Annotated in this window: 2 protein-coding genes; both read left to right on the top strand. The window is 74.1% G+C overall.

Annotated elements, in window-relative coordinates; translation table 11 throughout:
• Nucleotides 1-10 precede the first annotated feature (10 nt).
• A complete protein-coding gene (locus EAO75_RS15000) occupies nt 11-17,728 on the top strand; it encodes a type I polyketide synthase (RefSeq protein WP_147995562.1) in 17,718 nt (5,905 codons plus the stop codon).
• Nucleotides 17,729-17,774: 46 nt separating this feature from the next.
• A partial coding sequence (locus EAO75_RS15005) for a type I polyketide synthase (protein ID WP_147995563.1) occupies nt 17,775-21,083 on the top strand: 3,309 nt, incomplete at its 3' end.

Consider the following 21,083-nt stretch of genomic DNA (forward strand, 5'->3'; position numbering starts at 1 on the left):
GGAGAAGGACATGACTGCATCCTCCGAAGAGCTCGTCGAAGCCCTGCGCGAGTCCCTCAAGGAGAACGACCGGCTCTGGCAGCGCTACCAGGACCTCGTCACCGCGTCCCGGGAGCCCGTCGCCGTCATCGGCATGGGCTGCCGCTTCCCCGGCGGCGCCACCACGCCGGAGGCCCTGTGGGAGCTCGTCGCCGCCGAGGGGGACGGCATCACGCCCGTCCCCGAGGACCGCGGCTGGGACCTGAGCGCCCTCGGCGACACCACCGTGGGCGGCGGATTCCTCCACGACGCGCCCCTGTTCGACCCGGACCTCTTCGGCATCAGCCCGCGCGAGGCCCTCGCGATGGACCCGCAGCAGCGGCTGCTCCTGGAGACGTCCTGGGAGGCCCTGGAGCGGGCGGGCCTCGACCCCACCTCGCTGCGCGGCTCCCGCACCGGCGTGTTCACCGGAGTCTCCGGCAACGGCTACGGCGGCCACCTCCACGAAGCCACTCCCGAGACCGAGGGCTACCTCCTCACCGGCAGCATCCCCAGCGTCGCCTCCGGCCGCATCGCCTACACCCTCGGCCTCGAAGGCCCCGCCGTCACCGTCGACACCGCCTGCTCCTCCGCCCTGGTCGCCCTGCACCTGGCCTGCCAGGCGCTGCGTTCCGGCGAGTGCGACACGGCCCTCGCCGGCGGCGCCACCGTCATGGCGAACCCGGGCATGTTCCTGGAGTTCGCCCGCCAGGGCGGCCTCGCCGGGGACGGGCGCTGCAAGTCCTTCGCCGACGACGCCGACGGCACCGGCTGGTCCGAGGGCGCCGGCATCCTCGTCCTCGAACGCCTCTCCGACGCCCAGCGACTCGGCCACCCGGTCCTCGCCGTGATCCGCGGCAGCGCCGTCAACCAGGACGGTGCCTCCAACGGGCTCACCGCCCCCAACGGCCCCTCACAGCAACGCGTCATCCGAGCCGCCCTCGACGCCGCCGCCCTCACTCCTGCCGACGTCGACGCCGTCGAGGCACACGGCACCGGCACCCGGCTCGGCGACCCCATCGAGGCCCAGGCCCTCATGGCCACCTACGGCCAGGACCGCACCGAACCCCTGTGGCTCGGCTCCGTGAAGTCCAACATCGGCCACACCCAGTCCGCCGCGGGCGTCGCCGGCCTCATCAAGACCGTCCTGTCGCTGCGCGCCGAACTGCTGCCCCGCTCCCTGCACTCCGAGACCCGCTCCACCCGGGTCGACTGGACCGAGGGCGACGTCCGCCTGCTCACCGAGTCCCGCCCCTGGCCGCGCGGCGAGCGCCCCCGCCGGGCCGGCGTCTCCGCCTTCGGCATCAGCGGCACGAACGCCCACGTCATCGTCGAGGAAGCCCCGGCCGCCGAAGAGCCCGAGGAGCGCGCCGTCACCGCCCCGCTGGTCGTGCCCTGGGTACTGTCGGCCCGCAGCCACGACGCGCTGACCGCTCAAGCCGCGCGCCTCGCGGCACACCACGCCGACCACACCGAGACCGGCCTGTCGCTCGTCACCAGCCGCGCCCGCCTCGACCACCGCGCCGTCGTCCTCGGCACCGGCCCCGACGTCCTGCGCGAGCGCACCGCGGCCCTCGCCGACGGCACCCCGGGCACCATCACGGGTACGGTCATCGACGGCCGTACGGCATGGATGTTCACCGGCCAGGGCAGCCAACGGCCGGGAATGGGCCGGGAGTTGTACGACGCCCACCCGGTGTTCGCGGCAGTCCTCGACGTCGTCTGCGAATCGCTCGACGCCGCCCTCGCGGGCGCACCCGGATTCGAACTCCCCGTCCGCGACGTGATGTTCGCCGCCGAGGGAAGCCCCGAGGCGGCCCTCCTCGACCGCACCGGCTACGCCCAGAGTGCCCTGTTCGCCCTGCAGAGCGCCACCGCCGAGCTGCTCCGCTCCTGGGACACCCGGCCCGACGTCGTCCTCGGCCACTCCATCGGCGAGTACGCCGCCGCCTACGTCGCCGGCGTGTTCGACCTCGCCGACGCGGCACGCCTGGTCGCCGCCCGCGCCCGCGTCATGCAGGCCCTGCCCGAGGGCGGCGCCATGGCCGCCGTGGAGGCCGACGAGACCGAGGTCGCGGAGCTGCTCGACGCCGCCCAGGTCTGGATCGCCGCCGTCAACGGGCCCCGGGCAGTTGTCGTCTCCGGCGCCGAGGACGCCGTCGAGCGGGTCATGGCCGCCGCACGCGAGCAGGGACGGCGCGTCACCCGGCTGCGCGTCTCGCACGCCTTCCACTCGCCCCACATGGCGCCCGCCGTCGCCGAGTTCACCCGCGTCGCCGAGACCGTGACCTTCCGCCCGCCGACGCTCGCCGCCGTCAGCACCGTCACCGGGGCCCCGGTCACCGCCGCCGACTGGTCCACTCCCGGCTACTGGGCCGACCAGATCGTCCGCCCCGTCCGCTTCCACGACGCCCTCACCACCGCCACCGGCCGCCAGTCCGCCCGCCGCCTGATGGAGATCGGCCCCGATCCGGTCCTCACCGGCCTCGCCCGCACGGCCGGCGACACGCCCGCCGCGTCCGTCCTGCGCAAGGGCACACCGGAGCCCGAGTCGCTGCTCACCGCGCTGGCCGAAATGTACGTCCACGGTGCGGCCGTCGGCTGGGCCGCCCTGTTCGACGGCACCGGCGCCCGCCGCGTCGATCTGCCGACGTACGCCTTCCACCACCGGCGTTTCTGGCTACGGCCCACCCGCACCGTCACCGACGCCGGCGGCCTTGGCCTCGGCAGCGTCGGTCACCCCCTGCTCGGCGCGACCCTGCGCCCCGCCGGCACCGACACCGTCCTGCTCACCGCCGCCCTGTCGGCGGACGCCCACCCCTGGCTCGCCGACCACACGGTCGCCGGACGCGTCGTCGTCCCAGGCACCGCCCTCGTCGAACTCGCCGTGCAGGCAGGCGACCAGGCGGGCTGCGGCACCCTCACCGAACTCGCCCTGCACAGCCCGCTCGTGCTGCCCGAGCACGGCACCGCACACCTCCAGATCGCCGTCGAGCCCGCCGACGCCGACGCCGACGGCACCCGCGCCGTGCGCGTCCACGCCCGCCAGGGCGGCGCGCCCGCCGACGCGTCCTGGACGCTGCACGCCGCCGGCGCCCTCGCCCCCGCAGGTCCTTCCCCTTCCTGGGACCTGCGGGCCTGGCCGCCCGCCGGAGCCGAACCGCTCCCACTGGAGGGCCTGCACGACCGGCTGGCCGCGGCCGGGCTCGACTACGGCCCCGCGTTCCGCGGCCTCACCGCCGCATGGCGCGACGGCGACGACCTCCTCGTGGAGGCCGCCCTGCCGGACGGCGCCGGCGACGCCACGGCCTTCGGCCTGCACCCGGCGCTGCTCGACGCGGCCCTCCACGCCCTCGCACTGCCGCAGGACGCCCCCGACGGGGCCCGGCTGCCGTTCCTGTGGAGCGGCGTCCGCCTGCACGCCGTGGGCGCCGCCACCCTTCGCGTCCGGATCACCCGGCACACCGACGACACCGTCGCCCTGTACGCCGCCGACGAGACCGGCGCACCCGTCGCCGACGTCGAGGGCCTCGTCCTGCGGCCCCTGTCCGCCCTGAGCGCCGACACCCCGCGCGCGGGCAGCCTCTTCCGGCTGGAGTGGACACCGGTCGCCCTCCCGTCGTCCGGCAACGGGGAGGACACCGAACCCGCCCTGGCCGTACTGACCGACGCCCCGGCACCGTGGACCGCCGCCGACCCGGCGATCGTCCACGGCACGACCCTCGACGTCCTCGCCGCGGCCAACCCGGCGACGGTCCTCCTCCCGGTCGGCTCGGCGACGGCCGCCGACGTCCTGGCCGTCGTGCACGCCTGGCTCGCCGACGACCGCTTCGCGCACGCCCGCCTGGTGCCCGTCACCACCCGAGCGGCCGGTGACGACGCCACCGACCCCGCGGCCGCCGCCGTATGGGGCCTGCTGCGCACTGCCGCGAGCGAACACCCCGGCCGCTTCGCCGTCGCCGACACCGACGGCACCCCCGAGGCCCTGCGCACCCTCCGCGCCGCGCTGACCGCCCTCGACACCGACCAACTCGTCGTGCGCGGCGAGCAGGTCCTGCTGCCGCGCGTCACCCGCACCGCCGAACCGGCCGCCACCGCGCCCACCCCCTGGCCGGAGACCGGGACCGTCCTCGTCACCGGCGGCACCGGCGGTCTGGGCGCGCTCCTCGCCCGGCACCTGGTCGCCGAGCACGGCGTGCGCGACCTGCTGCTCATGTCCCGCCGCGGCCCAGCGGCACCGGGAGCCGAGGCCCTCGTCGCCGAACTCACCGCGGCCGGTGCCCGCGCCCGGGCCGTCGCCTGCGACGCCGCCGACCGGACCGCGCTGGCCGCCGCCCTGGACGACGTACGGCTCAGCGGAGTGATCCACGCGGCCGGCGTGCTCGACGACGGCCTGCTCACCGACCTCACTCCCGACCGGCTCACCCGCGTCCTCGACGCCAAGGCCACCGCCGCCCTCAACCTGCACGAACTGACGGCTGATCAGAACCTGCACGCCTTCGTGCTGTTCTCCTCCGTCGCCGGCGTCTTCGGCAACCCCGGCCAGGCCGCCTACGCCGCCGCCAACACCGTGCTGGACACCCTCGCCACCGCCCGCCACGCCCAGGGACTGCCCGCACTGTCCCTGGCGTGGGCCATGTGGGAGACGGCCGACGGCATGGGCGGCCGCACCTCCGAGGCAGACGTCGCACGCCTGCGCCGCCACGGCTTCCCGCCGCTGCCCACCGACGAGGCCCTCGCCCTCTTCGACGCCGCACTGCGCACCGAACACCCCCTCGCGCTGCCCTTCGCACTCGACACCACGGCCCTCGCCGCACACCGCGAGAGCGCCCCCGCCGTCCTGCACGGCCTGCTGCCCACGGCCCGCCGCCAGGCCGCCGTCGGCACCGACACCGGCAACGCCCTGGTCCGCCGCCTGCTCACCCTGCCCGGCGACCAACAGCACCGGCTGCTGCTCGACCTCGTCCAGAGCGCGGTCGCCGCAGTCCTCGGCCACACCGGCACGGCGGCCGTCGAACCCGCCCGCGCCTTCAAGGACATCGGCTTCGACTCCCTGACCGCAGTAGACCTGCGCAACCGCCTCAAGACCGTCACCGGCCTCCAACTCCCCGCCACCCTCGTCTTCGACCACCCCAGCCCGCTCGCCCTCACCGCCCACCTCCGCACGGAACTCCTCGGCGCGGCCGACCTCCCGGCCACGGCCGCCCGCACCACCGTCGGCACCGACGAGCCGATCGCGATCGTGGGGATGGGATGCCGATTCCCCGGCGGCGTGGACTCACCGGAGACGCTCTGGGACCTCGTGGCGTCCGGCGCCGACGGAGTGTCGGACTTCCCGGCCGACCGCGGCTGGGACCTGACGGCCCTGCACGGCGAGGGCCCCGGCAGTTCCGCCACCCGAGAGGGCGGCTTCCTGCACGACGCGGCCGAGTTCGACGCGGAGCTGTTCGGGATCTCCCCGCGTGAAGCGCTCGCGATGGACCCGCAGCAAAGGCTGCTGCTGGAGACCTCGTGGGAGGCACTGGAGCGGGCGGGAGTCGACCCGCTGTCGCTGCGCGGGTCACGCACGGGCGTGTTCGCGGGCCTGATGTACCACGACTACCACGCCCGCCTGCACACCGTGCCCAGCGAGGTCGAGGGCCTGCTCGCCAACGGCAACGCGGGCAGCGTCTTCTCCGGTCGCGTGTCCTACGTCTTCGGCTTCGAGGGCCCCGCGGTGACGGTGGACACGGCCTGCTCGTCGTCCCTGGTGGCACTGCACCTGGCGTGCCAGTCGCTCAGATCCGGGGAGTGCGACACGGCCCTCGCCGGCGGCGTCACCGTCATGGCGTCGCCGGCCACGTTCGTGGAGTTCTCCCGGCAGGGCGGACTCGCCGCCGACGGCCGCTGCAAGGCCTTCGCCGACACGGCGGACGGCACGGGCTGGGCCGAGGGCGCGGGTGTGCTCGTGCTGATGCGGCTGAGCGAGGCACGCCGCCTCGGCCGCCCGGTGCTCGCCGTCGTACGGGGCAGCGCCGTCAACCAGGACGGCGCGTCCAACGGGCTCACCGCGCCCAACGGGCCGTCCCAGCAGCGGGTGATCCACCAGGCCCTCACGAACGCCGGCTTGGCAGCGGCCGACGTGGACGCGGTCGAGGCGCACGGCACCGGCACCCGGCTCGGCGACCCCATCGAGGCGCAGGCCCTCCTCGCCACCTACGGACAGGACCGCGACGAGCCGCTCTGGCTGGGCGCCGTGAAGTCCAACATCGGACACACGCAGGCCGCCGCAGGCGCCGCCGGGGTCATCAAGATGGTGATGGCGCTGCGTGCCGAACGCCTGCCGCGCACCCTGCACGCCGACCGGCCGTCCTCCCACGTGGACTGGGAGTCCGGCGCGGTACGGCTGCTGCACGAGGAGCGCGCCTGGCCGCAGGGCGAACGTCCCCGTCGGGCCGGTGTGTCGTCCTTCGGCATCAGCGGCACGAACGCCCACGTCGTCATCGAGGAGGCCCCCACCCCGCGCCCCGCACCCTCCGCCGAGCCGGAGCACCGGCTGCCGACGGTGCCGTGGGTCGTCTCGGCACGCTCGGCCGAGGCACTGCGCGCCCAACTCGCGCGGCTGGCCGACGTGGACGCGGACCCGCTGGACACCGGCCTGTCCCTCGCCACGACACGGGCGGAACTGGAACACCGTGCCGTCCTGCTGGGCCCCGACCTGGACGCCCTGCGCGCGCAGCTCGCCGAGCCCGGCATCACCGGCTCCGTCACCGACGGCAGCACAGCGTGGATGTTCACCGGCCAGGGCAGCCAACGAGCGGGCATGGGAAGGGAGTTGTACGACACCCACCCGGCCTTTGCCGCCGCGCTGGACGAAGTGTGCGGGCTGCTCGACGCGCAACTCGGCTACGACCGGCCCCTCAAGGACGCGATGTTCGCAGACGACGCCGGCCTGCTGGACAGCACCGGATACGCGCAGCCGGCGCTGTTCGCGGTGCAGGTGGCGCTGGTCGCCCTGCTGCGGTCGTGGGAGATGGCCCCGCAGGCCGTACTGGGCCACTCGGTGGGCGAGTTCGCCGCCGCGCACACAGCCGGAGTCCTCGAACTGCCGGACGCCGCACGGCTGGTGGCCGCGCGTGCCCGCCTGATGCAGGCGCTGCCCGAAGGCGGCGCGATGGCGGCCGTGGAGGCGACCGAGGCGGACATCTGCGGCCGGCTCCCGGACGGCGCGGTGCTCGCCGCCGTCAACGGGCCCACGTCGGTGGTCGTTTCGGGCACCGAGACCGCCGTCGACGCGGTGGTCGAGCGGGCCCGCGACGAAGGCCGCCGCGCGACCCGTCTGCGCGTGTCGCACGCCTTCCACTCGCCGCTGATGGAGCCTGTCCTCGCCGAGTTCACCGAAGTCGCCGCCCGGATCACCTACCGCACACCGCAGGTCGCCGCCGTCAGCAGCGTGACCGGCGCCCCGCTCGACGACGACTGGACCACCCCCGGCTACTGGGCCGACCAGATCGTCCGCCCCGTCCGCTTCCACGACGCCTTCACCGCAGCCCGCACCCAGGGCGCCGGCCGCTTCCTGGAGATCGGCCCCGACCCCGTCCTGACCGCACTCGCCGGTGACGTACCCGCCGCGGCCACGCTGCGCAGGGACCGCCCCGAAGCGGAGACCCTGCTGCAGGCCGTCGCCGAACTCTTCGTACGCGGCACCCCGGTCGACTGGGCGGCCGTCTTCGCGGGCACCGGCGCGCGTGAGGTGCCCCTGCCGACGTACGCCTTCCAGCGCAGCCGCTACTGGCTCGACGCACCGCGCTCCACCGTGGCCGCCGGTGACCTCGGCCTCGGCACCACCGGGCACCCGCTGCTCGGCGCCGCCGTGCCCGTCGCCGGATCGGATGCCGTCCTGCTCACGGCCCGGCTCTCCGTGGCCGACCAGCCATGGCTCGCCGACCACGCCGTGGCGGGCTCGGTGATCCTGCCGGGCACGGCCGTACTCGAACTGGCGCTGGCCGCAGGCGAACGCGTCGGCCTCGACCGCGTCGACGAACTCACCCTCCACGCCCCCCTCGTCCTCCCCGACACGGGCGCGATACAGCTCCAGCTCGGCGTCGAGGCGCCCGGACCCGACGGCCGTCGACAGCTGTACGTCTACGGCCGCCCCGAGACCGCCACCGACGACCCCTGGACGGTGCACGCCTCCGGTGCCCTGGCGGCGGGCGAGCCTTCGGACGAGGAGTGGGACCTGCGGGCCTGGCCCCCACCGGGCGCCGAACCCGTGGAACTGGACGGCCTGTACGAGACGTTGGGAACGGCCGGACTGGCGTACGGCCCGGCCTTCCGCGGCCTGGAACAGGTCTGGCGCGCCGGCGACGACTGGTTCGTCCAGGCTGCGCTGCCGCAGTCCGTGGCGGGCGGCGCCGACGGGTACGGGATCCACCCCGCCCTGCTGGACGCCGTCCTGCACACGCTGGGGCTGTGGGAGCGCGAGGACTCGGGCGCCCTGCTGCCGTTCCTGTGGTCCGGTGTCGAACTGACGGCCGTCGGCGCCGGCGCGCTCCGCGTCCGGATCTCGCGTCGCGGCGACGACACCGTCGCACTGCACGTGGCCGACTCGACCGGCGAACCGGTCGCCGGCGCCGACGCCTTGACCCTGCGCCCCCTGACGCCCGGCGCGCTCACCACCACCGACAACGCCTTCCGCGACAGCCTGTTCCGCCTCGACTGGCAGCCCCTGCCCGACACCGCTCCCGCCACGACCGCGGCCTGGACTGTGCTCGGCAACCCCGAGCCGCTGCCCGACACCCCCGCCCACGTCCACGCCGACCTCGCCGCCCTCACCTCGGCACTCGACGCCGGGGACGCGCCGCCGCGAACCGTCCACGCAGCCGTCGCCACGAACGACCGCTCCCTCACAGAGGTGGCCTCCGCCACCCTGGAGCTCGTGCAGGGCTGGCTCGCCGAACCCCGCCTCGCGGGCTCCCGCCTGGTGTTCGTCACCTCCCGAGCCGTCGGCGACGACGTCACGGACCTCGCCGGCGCGACCGTCTGGGGCCTGGTGCGCTCGGCAGCAGGCGAGCACCCGGGCCGCTTCCGGCTGGCCGACCTAGACGGCTCGGCGGAGTCCTACCGGGCCCTCGCCGGCTGCCCCGACCTAGCCGAACTGCTCATCCGTCAGGGCGCCGTGCGCGTCCCGCGCCTCGTCCGTGCGGTCACCGAAGACGTGCTGCTGCCGCCCGCCGGATCGGGCGACGGGTGGCGGATGGACGTCGTCGCCCAAGGCCGCCTCAACGGCGTCGCGCTCGTCCCGGAAACACAACGGCCTCTGGAATCCGGCGAGGTGCGGGTCGCGGTGCGGGCCGCCGGGGTCAACTTCCGTGACGTGCTGAATGTCCTCGGGATGTATCCGGGTGACGCCGGCCGGCTCGGGCACGAGGGTGCGGGTGTGGTGGTCGAGGTCGCGCCGGACGTGACCGGTCTCGCCGTCGGTGACCGGGTGATGGGTCTGCTGGACGGGGCGTTCGGGCCACTGGCCGTCACCGATGCGCGGTTGCTGGCGCGGGTGCCGGAGGGGTGGTCGTTCGAGCAGGCGGCGTCTGTGCCGATTGTGTTCCTGACGGCTTACTACGCCTTGGTGGACCTTGCTGGTCTGGAGGCGGGGGAGTCGGTGCTGATCCACTCCGCTGCTGGTGGCGTGGGGATGGCGGCCGTACAACTCGCCCAGCACTTGGGTGGTGAGGTGTACGGAACGGTGAGTGAGCCGAAGTGGCCGGTTGTGCGTGAGCTGGGGGTTGCGGAGGAGCGGATTGCTTCGTCGCGGACGACGGAGTTCGAGGAGCGGTTCCAGCCGGGCGTGGATGTGGTGCTGGACTCGCTGGCCGGTGAGTTCGTGGATGCGTCGCTGCGGCTCGTGCGTCCGGGTGGTCGGTTCGTGGAGATGGGCAAGACCGACATCCGCGATGCCGACGAGGTGCAGGCCGAGTACGGCGTGTCGTACCGCTCGTTCGACCTGATGGACGCCGGCCCCGACCGCATCGCCGAGATGTTCGCGGCTCTGCTGGAGCTGTTCGAGCAGGGCGCCCTGCGGCCCGCGCCGGTCACCGCCTACGGGATCTCCCGGGCGCCGGAGGCCCTGCGCCTGCTGGGGCAGGCCAAGCATGTCGGCAAGGTGGTGCTGCGGGTGCCGTCGCCGTGGAGTGGCGAGGGGACCGTGCTGATCACGGGCGGGACCGGCGGCCTGGGTGCGGAGGTCGCCCGGCACCTGGTCACCGAGCACGGGGTACGGGATCTGCTGCTCGTCTCCCGGCGTGGGCCCGGCGCTCCCGGTGCGGCCGAACTCCAGGCCGAGCTCGCTGAGTTGGGTGCGCGCGTCGATGTGCGGGCGTGTGATGTATCCGACCGTGAGGCGCTGGCCGCCGTGATCGACGGTGTCGAGCTGAGCGGTGTGGTGCACACGGCCGGTGTGCTCGATGACGCGCTGGTCACCGACCTCACTCCGGAACGGCTGGCCCGCGTTCTGGCCGCCAAGGCCGACTCGGCCCGGCATCTGCACGAGCTGACGCGCGGTCAGCGGCTCTCCGCGTTCGTGCTGTTCTCCTCGTTCGCCGGCGTGGTCGGCAACCCGGGCCAGGCGGCCTACGCCGCCGCGAACAACGCCCTGGACGCCCTCGCGGCCGCCCGCCGCGCCGAGGGGCTGCCCGCGGTGTCGCTGGCCTGGGGTATGTGGGCGACCGCAAGCGGCATGGGCGGCACGCTGGACGCGGCCGAACTGGATCGCATGGCCCGGCATGGCTACCCCGCGCTGGAAACGGGCCACGGCCTCGCCCTGCTCGATGCCGCGCAGCTGCTCGACGAGCCGACCGCTGTCCCCGTGGCCCTGCGCGTCGCCGCGCTCGCCGAGGCCGGTCACGACACCCTGCCCGGGGTCCTGCACGACCTCGTTCCCGCCGCCCGGCGCCGACGCGGTGCCCGTCGGCAGCTCGGCACCGGAGGCGGCGAACTCGCCGACCGGCTGCGCGGGTTGCGCCCCGACGAGCAGGAGAGACTGCTGCTCGACACGGTGCGCGCCCAAGTCGCGGCGGTCCTCGGACACGCCTCTCCGGCCGTCGTCGAGCCGGACCGCGCCTTCAAGGACCTCGGCTTCGACTCGCTCACCGCCGTCGACCTGCGCAACCGGCTGCGCACCGCCACCGGCATCGCCCTGTCCGCCACCCTCGTCTTCGACCACCCCACGCCCAGCGCCCTCGTGGCCCACCTCCGCACCCACCTACTGGGCGACGACGACACGACCGACACGACCGACGCGGCCGGCACCCCCCGCGCCACCACGCACTCCCACGCCGACGACCCGATCGCGATCGTGGGACTCGGCTGCCGCTTCCCGGGCGGCGCGGACTCGCCCGAAGCTCTGTGGGACCTGGTCGTCACGGGCAAGGACGCGATCACTCCGATCCCGTCGGACCGGGGCTGGGACACCCGCGCGCTCGACGGCATCGCGGCCGTCGGCGGATTCGTCGCGGACGCCGGTGACTTCGACGCCGAGCTGTTCGGTATCTCCCCGCGCGAGGCGCTCGCGATGGACCCGCAGCAGCGGCTGCTGCTGGAGACGGCGTGGGAGGCGCTGGAGCGCGCGGGCATCGACCCGACGTCGCTGCGCGGCACGGCGACCGGCGTGTACGCGGGCGTCTCCGCCAACGGCTACGGCGGCCACCTCCACGAGACGACCGCCGAGACCGAGGGCTACCTGCTCACCGGCAGCACCCCCAGCGTCGCCTCCGGCCGCCTGTCGTATCTGCTCGGCCTGGAGGGTCCGGCCGTCTCCGTGGACACCGCCTGCTCCTCGGCGCTCGTCGCCCTGCACCTGGCCTGCCAGGCGCTGCGTTCCGGCGAGTGCGACATGGCCCTCGCGGGCGGCGCCACCGTCATGGCCAACCCGGGCATGTTCCTGGAGTTCGCCCGTCAGGGCGGGCTGGCCGGGGACGGGCGCTGCAAGTCCTTCGCGGACGACGCCGACGGCACCGGCTGGTCCGAGGGCGCGGGCATCATCGTCGTCGAACGCCTCTCCGACGCCCAGCGGCTCGGCCACCCGGTCCTCGCCGTGGTACGCGGCAGCGCGATCAATCAGGACGGCGCGTCCAACGGGCTCACCGCGCCGAACGGCCCGTCCCAGCAGCGGGTGATCCGGCAGGCCCTGGCCGCAGCGGGCCTCGACCCCGACGAGGTCGACGCCGTCGAGGCACACGGCACCGGCACCCGGCTCGGTGACCCGATCGAGGCGCAGGCGCTGCTCGCGACGTACGGTCAGGCGCGCACCGACGAGGATCCGCTGTGGCTCGGCTCGATCAAGTCGAACATCAGCCACCCGCAAGCCGCGGCCGGCGTGGCGAGCGTGGTGAAGATGGTGATGGCGCTGCGCGCGGAGACCCTGCCGCGCACCCTGCACGCCGAGGAGCCCTCGACACATGTCGACTGGGACTCCGGGGCCGTACGGCTGCTGACCGAGCAGCGGGACTGGCCGCGCGGTCCACGGCAACGTCGAGCGGGTGTGTCGTCCTTCGGCATCAGCGGCACGAACGCCCACGTCATCCTCGAAGAGGCCCCCGACGTCCAACAGCCGGAGCAGCACGGCACGGTGACGCCTCCGCCGGTCGTCGCATGGCCCGTGTCCGGCCGTGGCACGGAGGCTCTGCACGCCCAGCTCGCACGCCTCTCGCAGGACCTCGACGCACGCGACCTCGACCCGGTGGACGTCGGGTTGTCCCTGGCGACGACGCGTGCGGCCCTGGAGCACCGGGCGGTGGTCCTGGGGCGTGAGGCTGACGAGTTGCGGTCGGGGCTCGCCGGGCCTGCGGTGACGGGTGTCGTCACGGAGGGCCGTACGGCGTGGATGTTCACGGGGCAGGGCAGCCAGCGGCTCGGTATGGGGCGCGAACTGCATGCCGTCTATCCGCAGTTCGCCCGTGCCTTCGACGAGACTGCTGGGTTGCTGGAGGTCGAGCTGGCCGGTGCGGACGGGTTCCCGCTTGCGCTGCGCGATGTGCTGTTTGCGGAGGACGGCTCCGAAGCCGCCGCCCTCCTCGACCGCACCGGCTATGCACAGGCAGCCCTGTTCACGGTCCAGGTCGCGTCGGTTGAGCTGCTGCGTTCATGGGGCGTCGCGCCGGATGTGGTGTTGGGGCACTCCGTCGGTGAGTTCGCCGCCGCGTACACGGCCGGAGTCCTCCAACTGCCGGACGCGGTACGGCTGGTGGCGGCCCGGGCGCGGTTGATGCAGGCCCTGCCGGAGGGCGGTGCGATGGCCGCCGTTGAGGCGGACGAGGCTGAGCTCGCCGACCTGCTGACCACCGGCGACGTGTCGATCGCCGTCGTCAACGGTCCGGCCGCCGTGGTGATCTCGGGGAGCGAGGACGGCGTCGAGCGGGTCATGGCGGCCGTGCGTGAACGCGGTCGCCGGGTCACCCGCCTGCGCGTGTCCCACGCCTTCCACTCCCCGCTCATGGAACCGATGCTCGACGAGTTCGCCGCCATTGCCGAGCGGATCGACTACGGCGCTCCTCAGTGCACGGCCCTCAGCACCGTCAGCGGCGCCCAGCTCGGCGACGGCGACTGGACCTGCGCCGACTACTGGGTGCGGCAGATCCGGCAGCCGGTCCGCTTCCACGAGGCCGCCACCGAGGCGGTCACCGCACAAGGCGCCGTCCGGCTGCTGGAGATCGGCCCCGACCCGGTGCTGAGCGGCCTCGTCGACGACGGCGCCGAGCGCACCGCGGTGTCCGTGCTGCGCAAAGGCAGGCCCGAGGCCGAGACGTTCCTCGGTGCCGTGGCCGAACTGTACGTCCGGGGCACCGACGTCGACTGGGCTGCCGTCCTCGCCGGGTCCGGAGCCCGCAACGTCCCGCTGCCGACGTACGCCTTCCAGCGGCAGCGGTACTGGCTGCGGCCCAGTCGCTCCAACGCCGCCGCCGCCGGCAGCCTCGGCCTCGGCAACCCCGGGCACCCGCTGCTCGGCGCGGCGCTGCCCGTCGCCGGGTCGGACACCCTGCTGCTCACCTCACGACTGTCCACCGACAGCCACCCCTGGCTGGCCGAGCACGTGGTCGCCGGACGCGTCGTCGTCCCCGGCACGGCGCTGCTCGAACTCGCCGTCCAGGCCGCAGACCAGGTCGGCCGCGACCACGTCGCCGACCTCACCCTGCACGCGCCGCTCGTTCTTGCCGACGGCGGCGCCGCACAGGTGCAGATCTCCGTGGAAGCGCCCGACGCCGAGACCCACGCCCTGCGCGTCCACGCCCGTCCCGAGGGAGCACCCGCCGACGCGCCCTGGACCCTGCACGCCACCGCGACCCTCGCCACACGCTCGGCCGAACCCGACTGGGACCTGCGCGCGTGGCCGCCGGCCGACGCCGAACCCCTCCCGCTGGACGGCCTCCACGAGCGACTCGCCGCGGCCGGACTCGACTACGGCCCCACCTTCCGCGGACTGAGCCGCGCCTGGCGGCACGGCGACGACCTCTACGTCGAGGCCGCACTGCCCGAGCCCGGCGCCACCGAGGCCGCCGCCTACGCGGTGCACCCGGCGTTGCTGGACAGCGTCCTGCACGCGCTCGCCCTGCCCGGCCAGGACGACGGTGAGGCTCTGCTGCCGTTCCTCTGGTCGGGGGTGTCCGTCGCGGCCGCCGGGGCCACGACCCTGCGCGCCCACCTCCACCCGGTCGGCGACGGTGAAGTCTCCCTGCGCGTGGCCGACGCCGTCGGCGCCCCCGTGGCCGCCGTACAGTCGCTGCTGCTGCGCCCGGTGTCCGCCGCCGGCCTGCGAACGTCGGCGGGCGTCGACCACCTGTACCGCCTGTCATGGGCGCCCGCCGTCCCCACGCCGGACAGCGACGAACTCACCCATGGCCAACGCCGGGTGCTGCTCTCGTCGGACGCACGCGCCGAGGAACCGTGGGCCGCGGCCGGCGTCCCGATCACCCGTCACCGTGACCTCGACGCCCTCATCACGGCCCTCGACACGGGCACCGAAGTGCCCGACGTGGTGATCCTGCCCATACCGGGCATCCAGCCCAACGGCATCGCGTCCCGGCCGGGGATCACCGCCAACTCTGGTGAAGTCCTAAGTCCGATCGCTGATCTCCTGGGGACCATGCGGACCTGCCTGGCGGACGAGCGCCTGACCGGAACGCGTCTGGTCGTCACGACCCACGACGCGGTCCCGGCCGGAGCTGCTCCCAGCCCGGACGGCACCGACCTGACCGGCGCCGGTGCCTGGGGCCTGGTCCGGTCCGCGATCAGCGAGCACCCCGACCGCTTCCTCCTCGCCGACCTGGACGGCGACCCCGCCTCCCACCGGACCCTGGCCCACCACCTCGCTCACGGCGAGGAACCCCAACTCGCCGTCCGCGAAGGGCGGATCTGGCTCCCCGGCCTGACGCCGATGGCCGCCGACGGTCTCCTGGTGCCACGGGCCCTGGACCCGGAGATGCCGTGGCGCGTGGAGGTCGACGGGCAGGGCCGCCTGGACGGTGTGGCGGTGATCACCGAGGACTCGCGGGCGCTGCGGTCCGGTGAGGTGCGGGTTGCTGTGCGGGCCGCGGGTGTGAACTTCCGGGATGTGCTGAATGTGTTGGGCACCTATCCCGGGGATGCGGGTCGGCTGGGGCATGAGGGTGCGGGTGTGGTGGTCGAGGTCGCGCCGGACGTGACTGGACTCGCCGTCGGTGACCGGGTGATGGGCCTGCTGGACGGGGCGTTCGGCCCGATGGCTGCCACCGATGCGCGGTTGCTGGCGCGGGTGCCGGAGGGATGGTCGTTCGAGCAGGCGGCGAGCGTGCCGATCGTGTTCCTGACCGCCTATTACGCGTTGGTGGAGCTGGCCGGGCTCAAGGAGAGCGAGTCGGTGCTGGTCCATGCCGCGGCCGGTGGTGTGGGTATGGCTGCGGTGCAGCTGGCCCAGCATCTGGGCGCTGATGTGTATGCGACGGCGAGTGAGCCGAAGTGGCCGGTGCTGCGCGAGCTGGGTGTGGCGGAGGAGCGGATCGCTTCCTCGCGCACGACCGAGTTCGAGAAGCGGTTCCAGCCGGGTGTCGATGTCGTACTGGACGCGCTCGCGGGTGAGTTCGTGGATGCGTCGCTGCGGCTGGTGCGGTCCGGTGGCCGGTTCGTCGAGATGGGCAAGGCCGACATCCGTGACGCGGAGAAGGTGCGGGCCGAGCACGGCATCGACTACACCGCCTTCGACGTCATGGACGCGGGGCCGGACCGGATCGCCGAGATGTGGGCTGGGCTGCTGGGGTTGTTCGAGCGGGGCGCTCTGCGGCCGGTGAAGGTGACCTCGTACGACATCTCCAGGGCCCCGGAGGCGCTACGGCTGCTGGGTCAGGCCAAGCATGTCGGCAAGGTCGTGCTGCGGGTGCCGTCGCCGTGGGGCTCCGACGGGACGGTGCTGATCACGGGCGGGACCGGTGGTCTGGGTGCGGAGGTCGCTCGGCATCTGGTGATCGAGCATGGGGTACGGGATCTGCTTCTCGTGTCCCGGCGTGGTCCCGAGGCTCCGGGCGCCCTTGAACTCGCCGCTGAGCTGGAGGAGTTGGGTGCTGCTCGCGTTCAGGTGCGGGCGTGCGATGTGGCTGACCGTGCGGCGCTGGCCGCCGTACTGGACGGGGTCCAGCTCGGTGCCGTGGTGCATGCGGCCGGTGTTCTAGACGACGGCCTGGTCGCGGGCCTGACTCCGGAGCGGTTGGCGGGTGTGATGGCCGCGAAGGTCGAATCGGCGCTGCATCTGCATGAGTTGACGGCGGATCGTGACCTGTCCGCCTTCGTTCTCTTCTCCTCGTTCGCAGGTGTCGTGGGCAACGCCGGTCAGGCCGCCTACTCCGCCGCGAACAACATCCTCGACGCCCTCGCCATCACCCGCCGAGCCCAGGGACTCCCCGCCGTGTCACTGGCCTGGGGCATGTGGGCGAACGCCCACGGCATGGGCGGCACGCTGGCCGAGGCCGACGTGGCGCGGCTCGCGCGGCAGGGCTTCCCGCCCCTGGAGACGGCGGAGGGTTTGGCGTTGCTGGATGCTGCGCTCGTCGTGAACGAGCCGAACGCCGTCCCCGTAGCCCTGCGCACCTCGGCGCTCTCGGGCGCTCAAGTGCCGTTTGTACTGCGGGACTTGGTGCCGACGACAGGGCGGCGCTGGGAGACGGCCGCGTCGGGCGGAGCCGTCGGCGGTGGTGGCCTCGTGGAGCGGCTGCGCGGGCTCGGCTCGGTGGAGCGGGACCGTGTGCTGCTGGACGCGGTGCTGGCCGAGGTGGCCGGCGTGCTGGGGCATGCCTCGGCCGGATCCGTCGACGCGTCACGGGCGTTCAAGGAGTTGGGCTTCGACTCGCTCACGGCCGTGGATCTCCGTAACCGGCTGAAGACCGTGACCGGGTTGCAGCTGCCCGCCACCCTCATCTTCGACCACCCCACCGTGGCGGACCTCGCCGCCCATCTGCGCACCGAGTTCGACCGCGCCGAGGGCGGCGCCGCGCCGAGCCTGTCCGATCTGGACCGGCTGGAGGCGGCCGTCCTCGCCATGGCCGAACAGGACGGAACGGTGCGCAAGGAGCTGCGCGACCGACTGCGGGCCATGACGGCGCGCCTCGACGACGAACCGAGCACAGCAGCAACCGAGCAGGACAACGACGACATCGACTCCGCCTCGCTGGACTCGATGTTCGCGATCATCGATCGGGAACTCGAGGGCTGACGCCGGGCCTTGGCGTGCCCCTCTGTGACAAAGGGACAGGATTCGCGTGCCCACTGACGAGAAGACTCTGACGTATCTCAAGCGGCTCACCACCGACCTTCGCCAGACCCGTCAGCGGCTGCGCGAGGTCGAGGCCAGGGACCACGAGCCGATCGCGATCGTGGGGATGGGGTGCCGCTTTCCCGGCGGGGTGGACTCGCCGGATGCGCTGTGGGACCTCGTGGCGTCCGGCGGCGAGGGTGTGTCGGGGTTCCCGGTGGATCGCGGCTGGGACCTGACGGGCCTGTTCGGGGACGGACCGGGCCAGTCGTCGTCGCGGCAGGGCGGATTCCTGCACGACGGCGCCGAGTTCGACGCGGAGCTGTTCGGGATCTCCCCGCGTGAGGCGCTGGCGATGGACCCGCAGCAGCGGCTGCTGCTGGAGACCTCGTGGGAGGCCCTGGAACGGGCCGGGGTCGACCCGCTGTCACTGCGCGGCTCGCGCACGGGCGTGTTCGCGGGGCTGATGTACCACGACTACGCCTCGCGTCTGCCGGCCACGCCGGACGAGGTCGAGGGCCTGCTCGCCAACGGCAACGCGGGCAGCGTCTTCTCGGGGCGCGTGGCGTACGTGTTCGGGTTCGAGGGCCCGGCGGTGACGGTGGACACGGCGTGTTCGTCGTCCCTGGTGGCGCTGCATCTGGCGTGCCAGTCGCTCAGGTCGGGGGAGTGCGACACGGCCCTCGCCGCCGGTGTCACCGTCATGGCGACCCCGGCGACCTTTGTCGAGTTCTCCCGGCAGGGTGGGCTGGCGTCCGACGGCCGCTGCAAGGCGTTCGCGGAGTCGGCGGACGGCACGGGCTGGTCCGAGGGCGCTGGTGTGCTGGTGCTGATGCGGCTCAGCGAGGCGCGTCGGCAGGGGCGGCCGGTGCTGGCTGTCGTGCGGGGTACGGCCGTCAACCAGGACGGCGCCTCGAACGGGCTCACCGCGCCCAACGGGCCCTCCCAGCAGCGGGTGATCCGCCAGGCCCTCGCGAACGCCGGTCTGTCTCCGGCCGAGGTGGACGTGGTCGAGGCGCACGGCACCGGCACCCGGCTCGGCGACCCCATCGAGGCCCAGGCCCTCCTCGCCACCTACGGGCAGGCACGCGACGGCGACGGCGAGCCGGTGTGGCTGGGATCGGTCAAGTCCAACCTCGGGCACACGCAGGCCGCCGCGGGTGTGGCCGGCGTGATGAAGATGGTGATGGCGCTGGGCGCGGAGTGCCTGCCGCGCACCCTGCACGCCGACCGGCCGTCCTCCCACGTGGAGTGGGAGTCGGGCGCGGTGCGGCTGCTGACCGAGGAACGGGCCTGGCCGCAGGGCGAGCGCCCCCGTCGGGCCGGTGTGTCGTCCTTCGGCATCAGCGGCACGAACGCCCACGTCCGGGCCTGGCCGCAGGGCGAGCGCCCCCGTCGGGCCGGTGTGTCGTCCTTCGGCATCAGCGGCACGAACGCCCACGTCGTCATCGACGTCGTCCTCGAACAGGCCCCGCCCGCCGAGGAACCTCAGCCCCGCTTCCCCCCGGCCCTGACGCCCTGGCCGGTGTCCGCCCGCACCGCCACCGCCCTCGACACCCAGATCCACCGGGTCACGGCCGCCGCCTTTGGCCTGCCCGCCATGGACGTCGGCCACTCCCTCGCCGCAGGACGCGGCCACCTGGAACACCGCGCCGTGCTCCTGCCGCACGAGGACGGCCCGCGCGAGGTGGCGCGCGGCACGGCCGGAGAGGGCGGCCTCGCGGTCCTCTTCACCGGACAGGGCAGCCAACGCCTCGGCATGGGACGCGAGTTGTACGACCGCTTCCCCGCGTTCGCCGAAGCGCTCGACGAGTTGCTCGCCCACCTGGACCCAGCCCTGCGCGACGTGATGTGGGGCGACGACGAGGCCGCGCTCAACCGCACCGAACATGCCCAGCCCGCCATCTTCGCAGTCGAGGCAGCCCTCTACCGGCTCGCCGAATCGCTGGGTGTGCGCCCCGGCTTCGTCGCCGGGCACTCCATCGGCGAGATCACCGCCGCCCACGTCGCCGGCGTGCTCTCGGCCGAGGACGCCTGCGCCCTCGTCACCGCCCGCGGCCGCCTCATGCAGGCCCTGCCCGAGGGCGGCGCCATGGTCGCCGTCGCGGCGTCCGAGGACGCGGTGCGCCCGCTGCTCGGTGACGACGTCGCGCTCGCCGCCGTCAACGGCCCGGACTCCGTGGTCCTGTCCGGTGCTGAGGACGCCGTACTCGGCGCCGCCGAGCGGCTCCGCAACGCCGGGCACCGCACCCACCGGCTGGCGGTCTCGCACGCCTTCCACTCACCGTTGATGACGCCGGTCCTCGACGAATTCCGTGCCGTCGTCGCCGGCCTCACCTTCAACGACCCGCGGCTGCCCGTCGTCTCGACCGTCACCGGCCGCACCGCCACCGGCCGGGAACTGCGCGACCCCGAGCACTGGACCCGGCACACCGTCGACACCGTACGGTTCGCCGACGCCCTACGCAGCCTCGCCGCCCAGGGCGTGCGCGCCCACCTGGAGTTGGGCCCCGACGGTGTGCTCAGCCCGCTCGTCGACGAGACCCTCGCCGACCCGGAGACCATCGCCGTACCGGTCCTGCGCTCGGGCCGCCCCGAGGAACTGTCCCTGGTCACCGGCCTCGCCCGGCTGCACACCGCCAGCGCCGCCGGAACCGTCGACTGGGCCGCCCTCTACCGGGACACCGGTGCCCGCCGCGTCGACCTGCCCACCACCGCCTTCGAACGGCAGCCCTACTGGCCCACCGGCACCGGCCGCACCCGGGACGCCGCAGGACTCGGCGTCGGCGCGTCCGGCCACCCGCTGCTGGCCGCCACCCTCGACCTGGCCGACGGCGAGGGCGTCGTCCTCACCGGACGGCTGACCCCCGCCCGGCAACCCTGGCTCGCCGACCACGTCGTCCACGGCCGCGTCCTGCTGCCCGGCACCGCCTTCCTGGAACTCGCCCTGCGGGCCGGCGACGAGGTGGGCTGCGACCGCGTCCACGACCTCACCCTCACGGCCCCGCTGGAGATCGCCGAACGCGAAGCCGTCCAACTCCAGGTGCGGGTCGGCCCACCCACGGCTGACGGCCGCCGCCCCGTCAGCGTCCACTCCCGCCCCGACACCGCCGACCCCGGTGCCCTGTGGACCGTCCACGCCGCGGGGCGGGTGACCAGCGCGTCCACCGTCAGGACCGTGTTGCCCGCGGGATCCGTGGCCGTGAGGGTGACGGTGTCGTCGTCCAGGCGGGCGATGCGGGTGCGCAGGGTCGTGCCGCCGGTGGCGTGCAGGCGTACGCCCTCCCAGGAGAAGGGCAGGCCGCCTTCGCTGAGG

The sequence above is a fragment of the Streptomyces sp. UW30 genome, assembly GCF_008042075.1.
Taxonomy (GTDB): domain Bacteria; phylum Actinomycetota; class Actinomycetes; order Streptomycetales; family Streptomycetaceae; genus Streptomyces.

Bases quoted from the DNA above. Each gene is read 5' to 3' on its own strand.
- EAO75_RS15000 (WP_147995562.1), top strand. From the start codon at position 11: ATGACTGCATCCTCCGAAGAGCTCGTCGAAGCCCTGCGCGAGTCCCTC.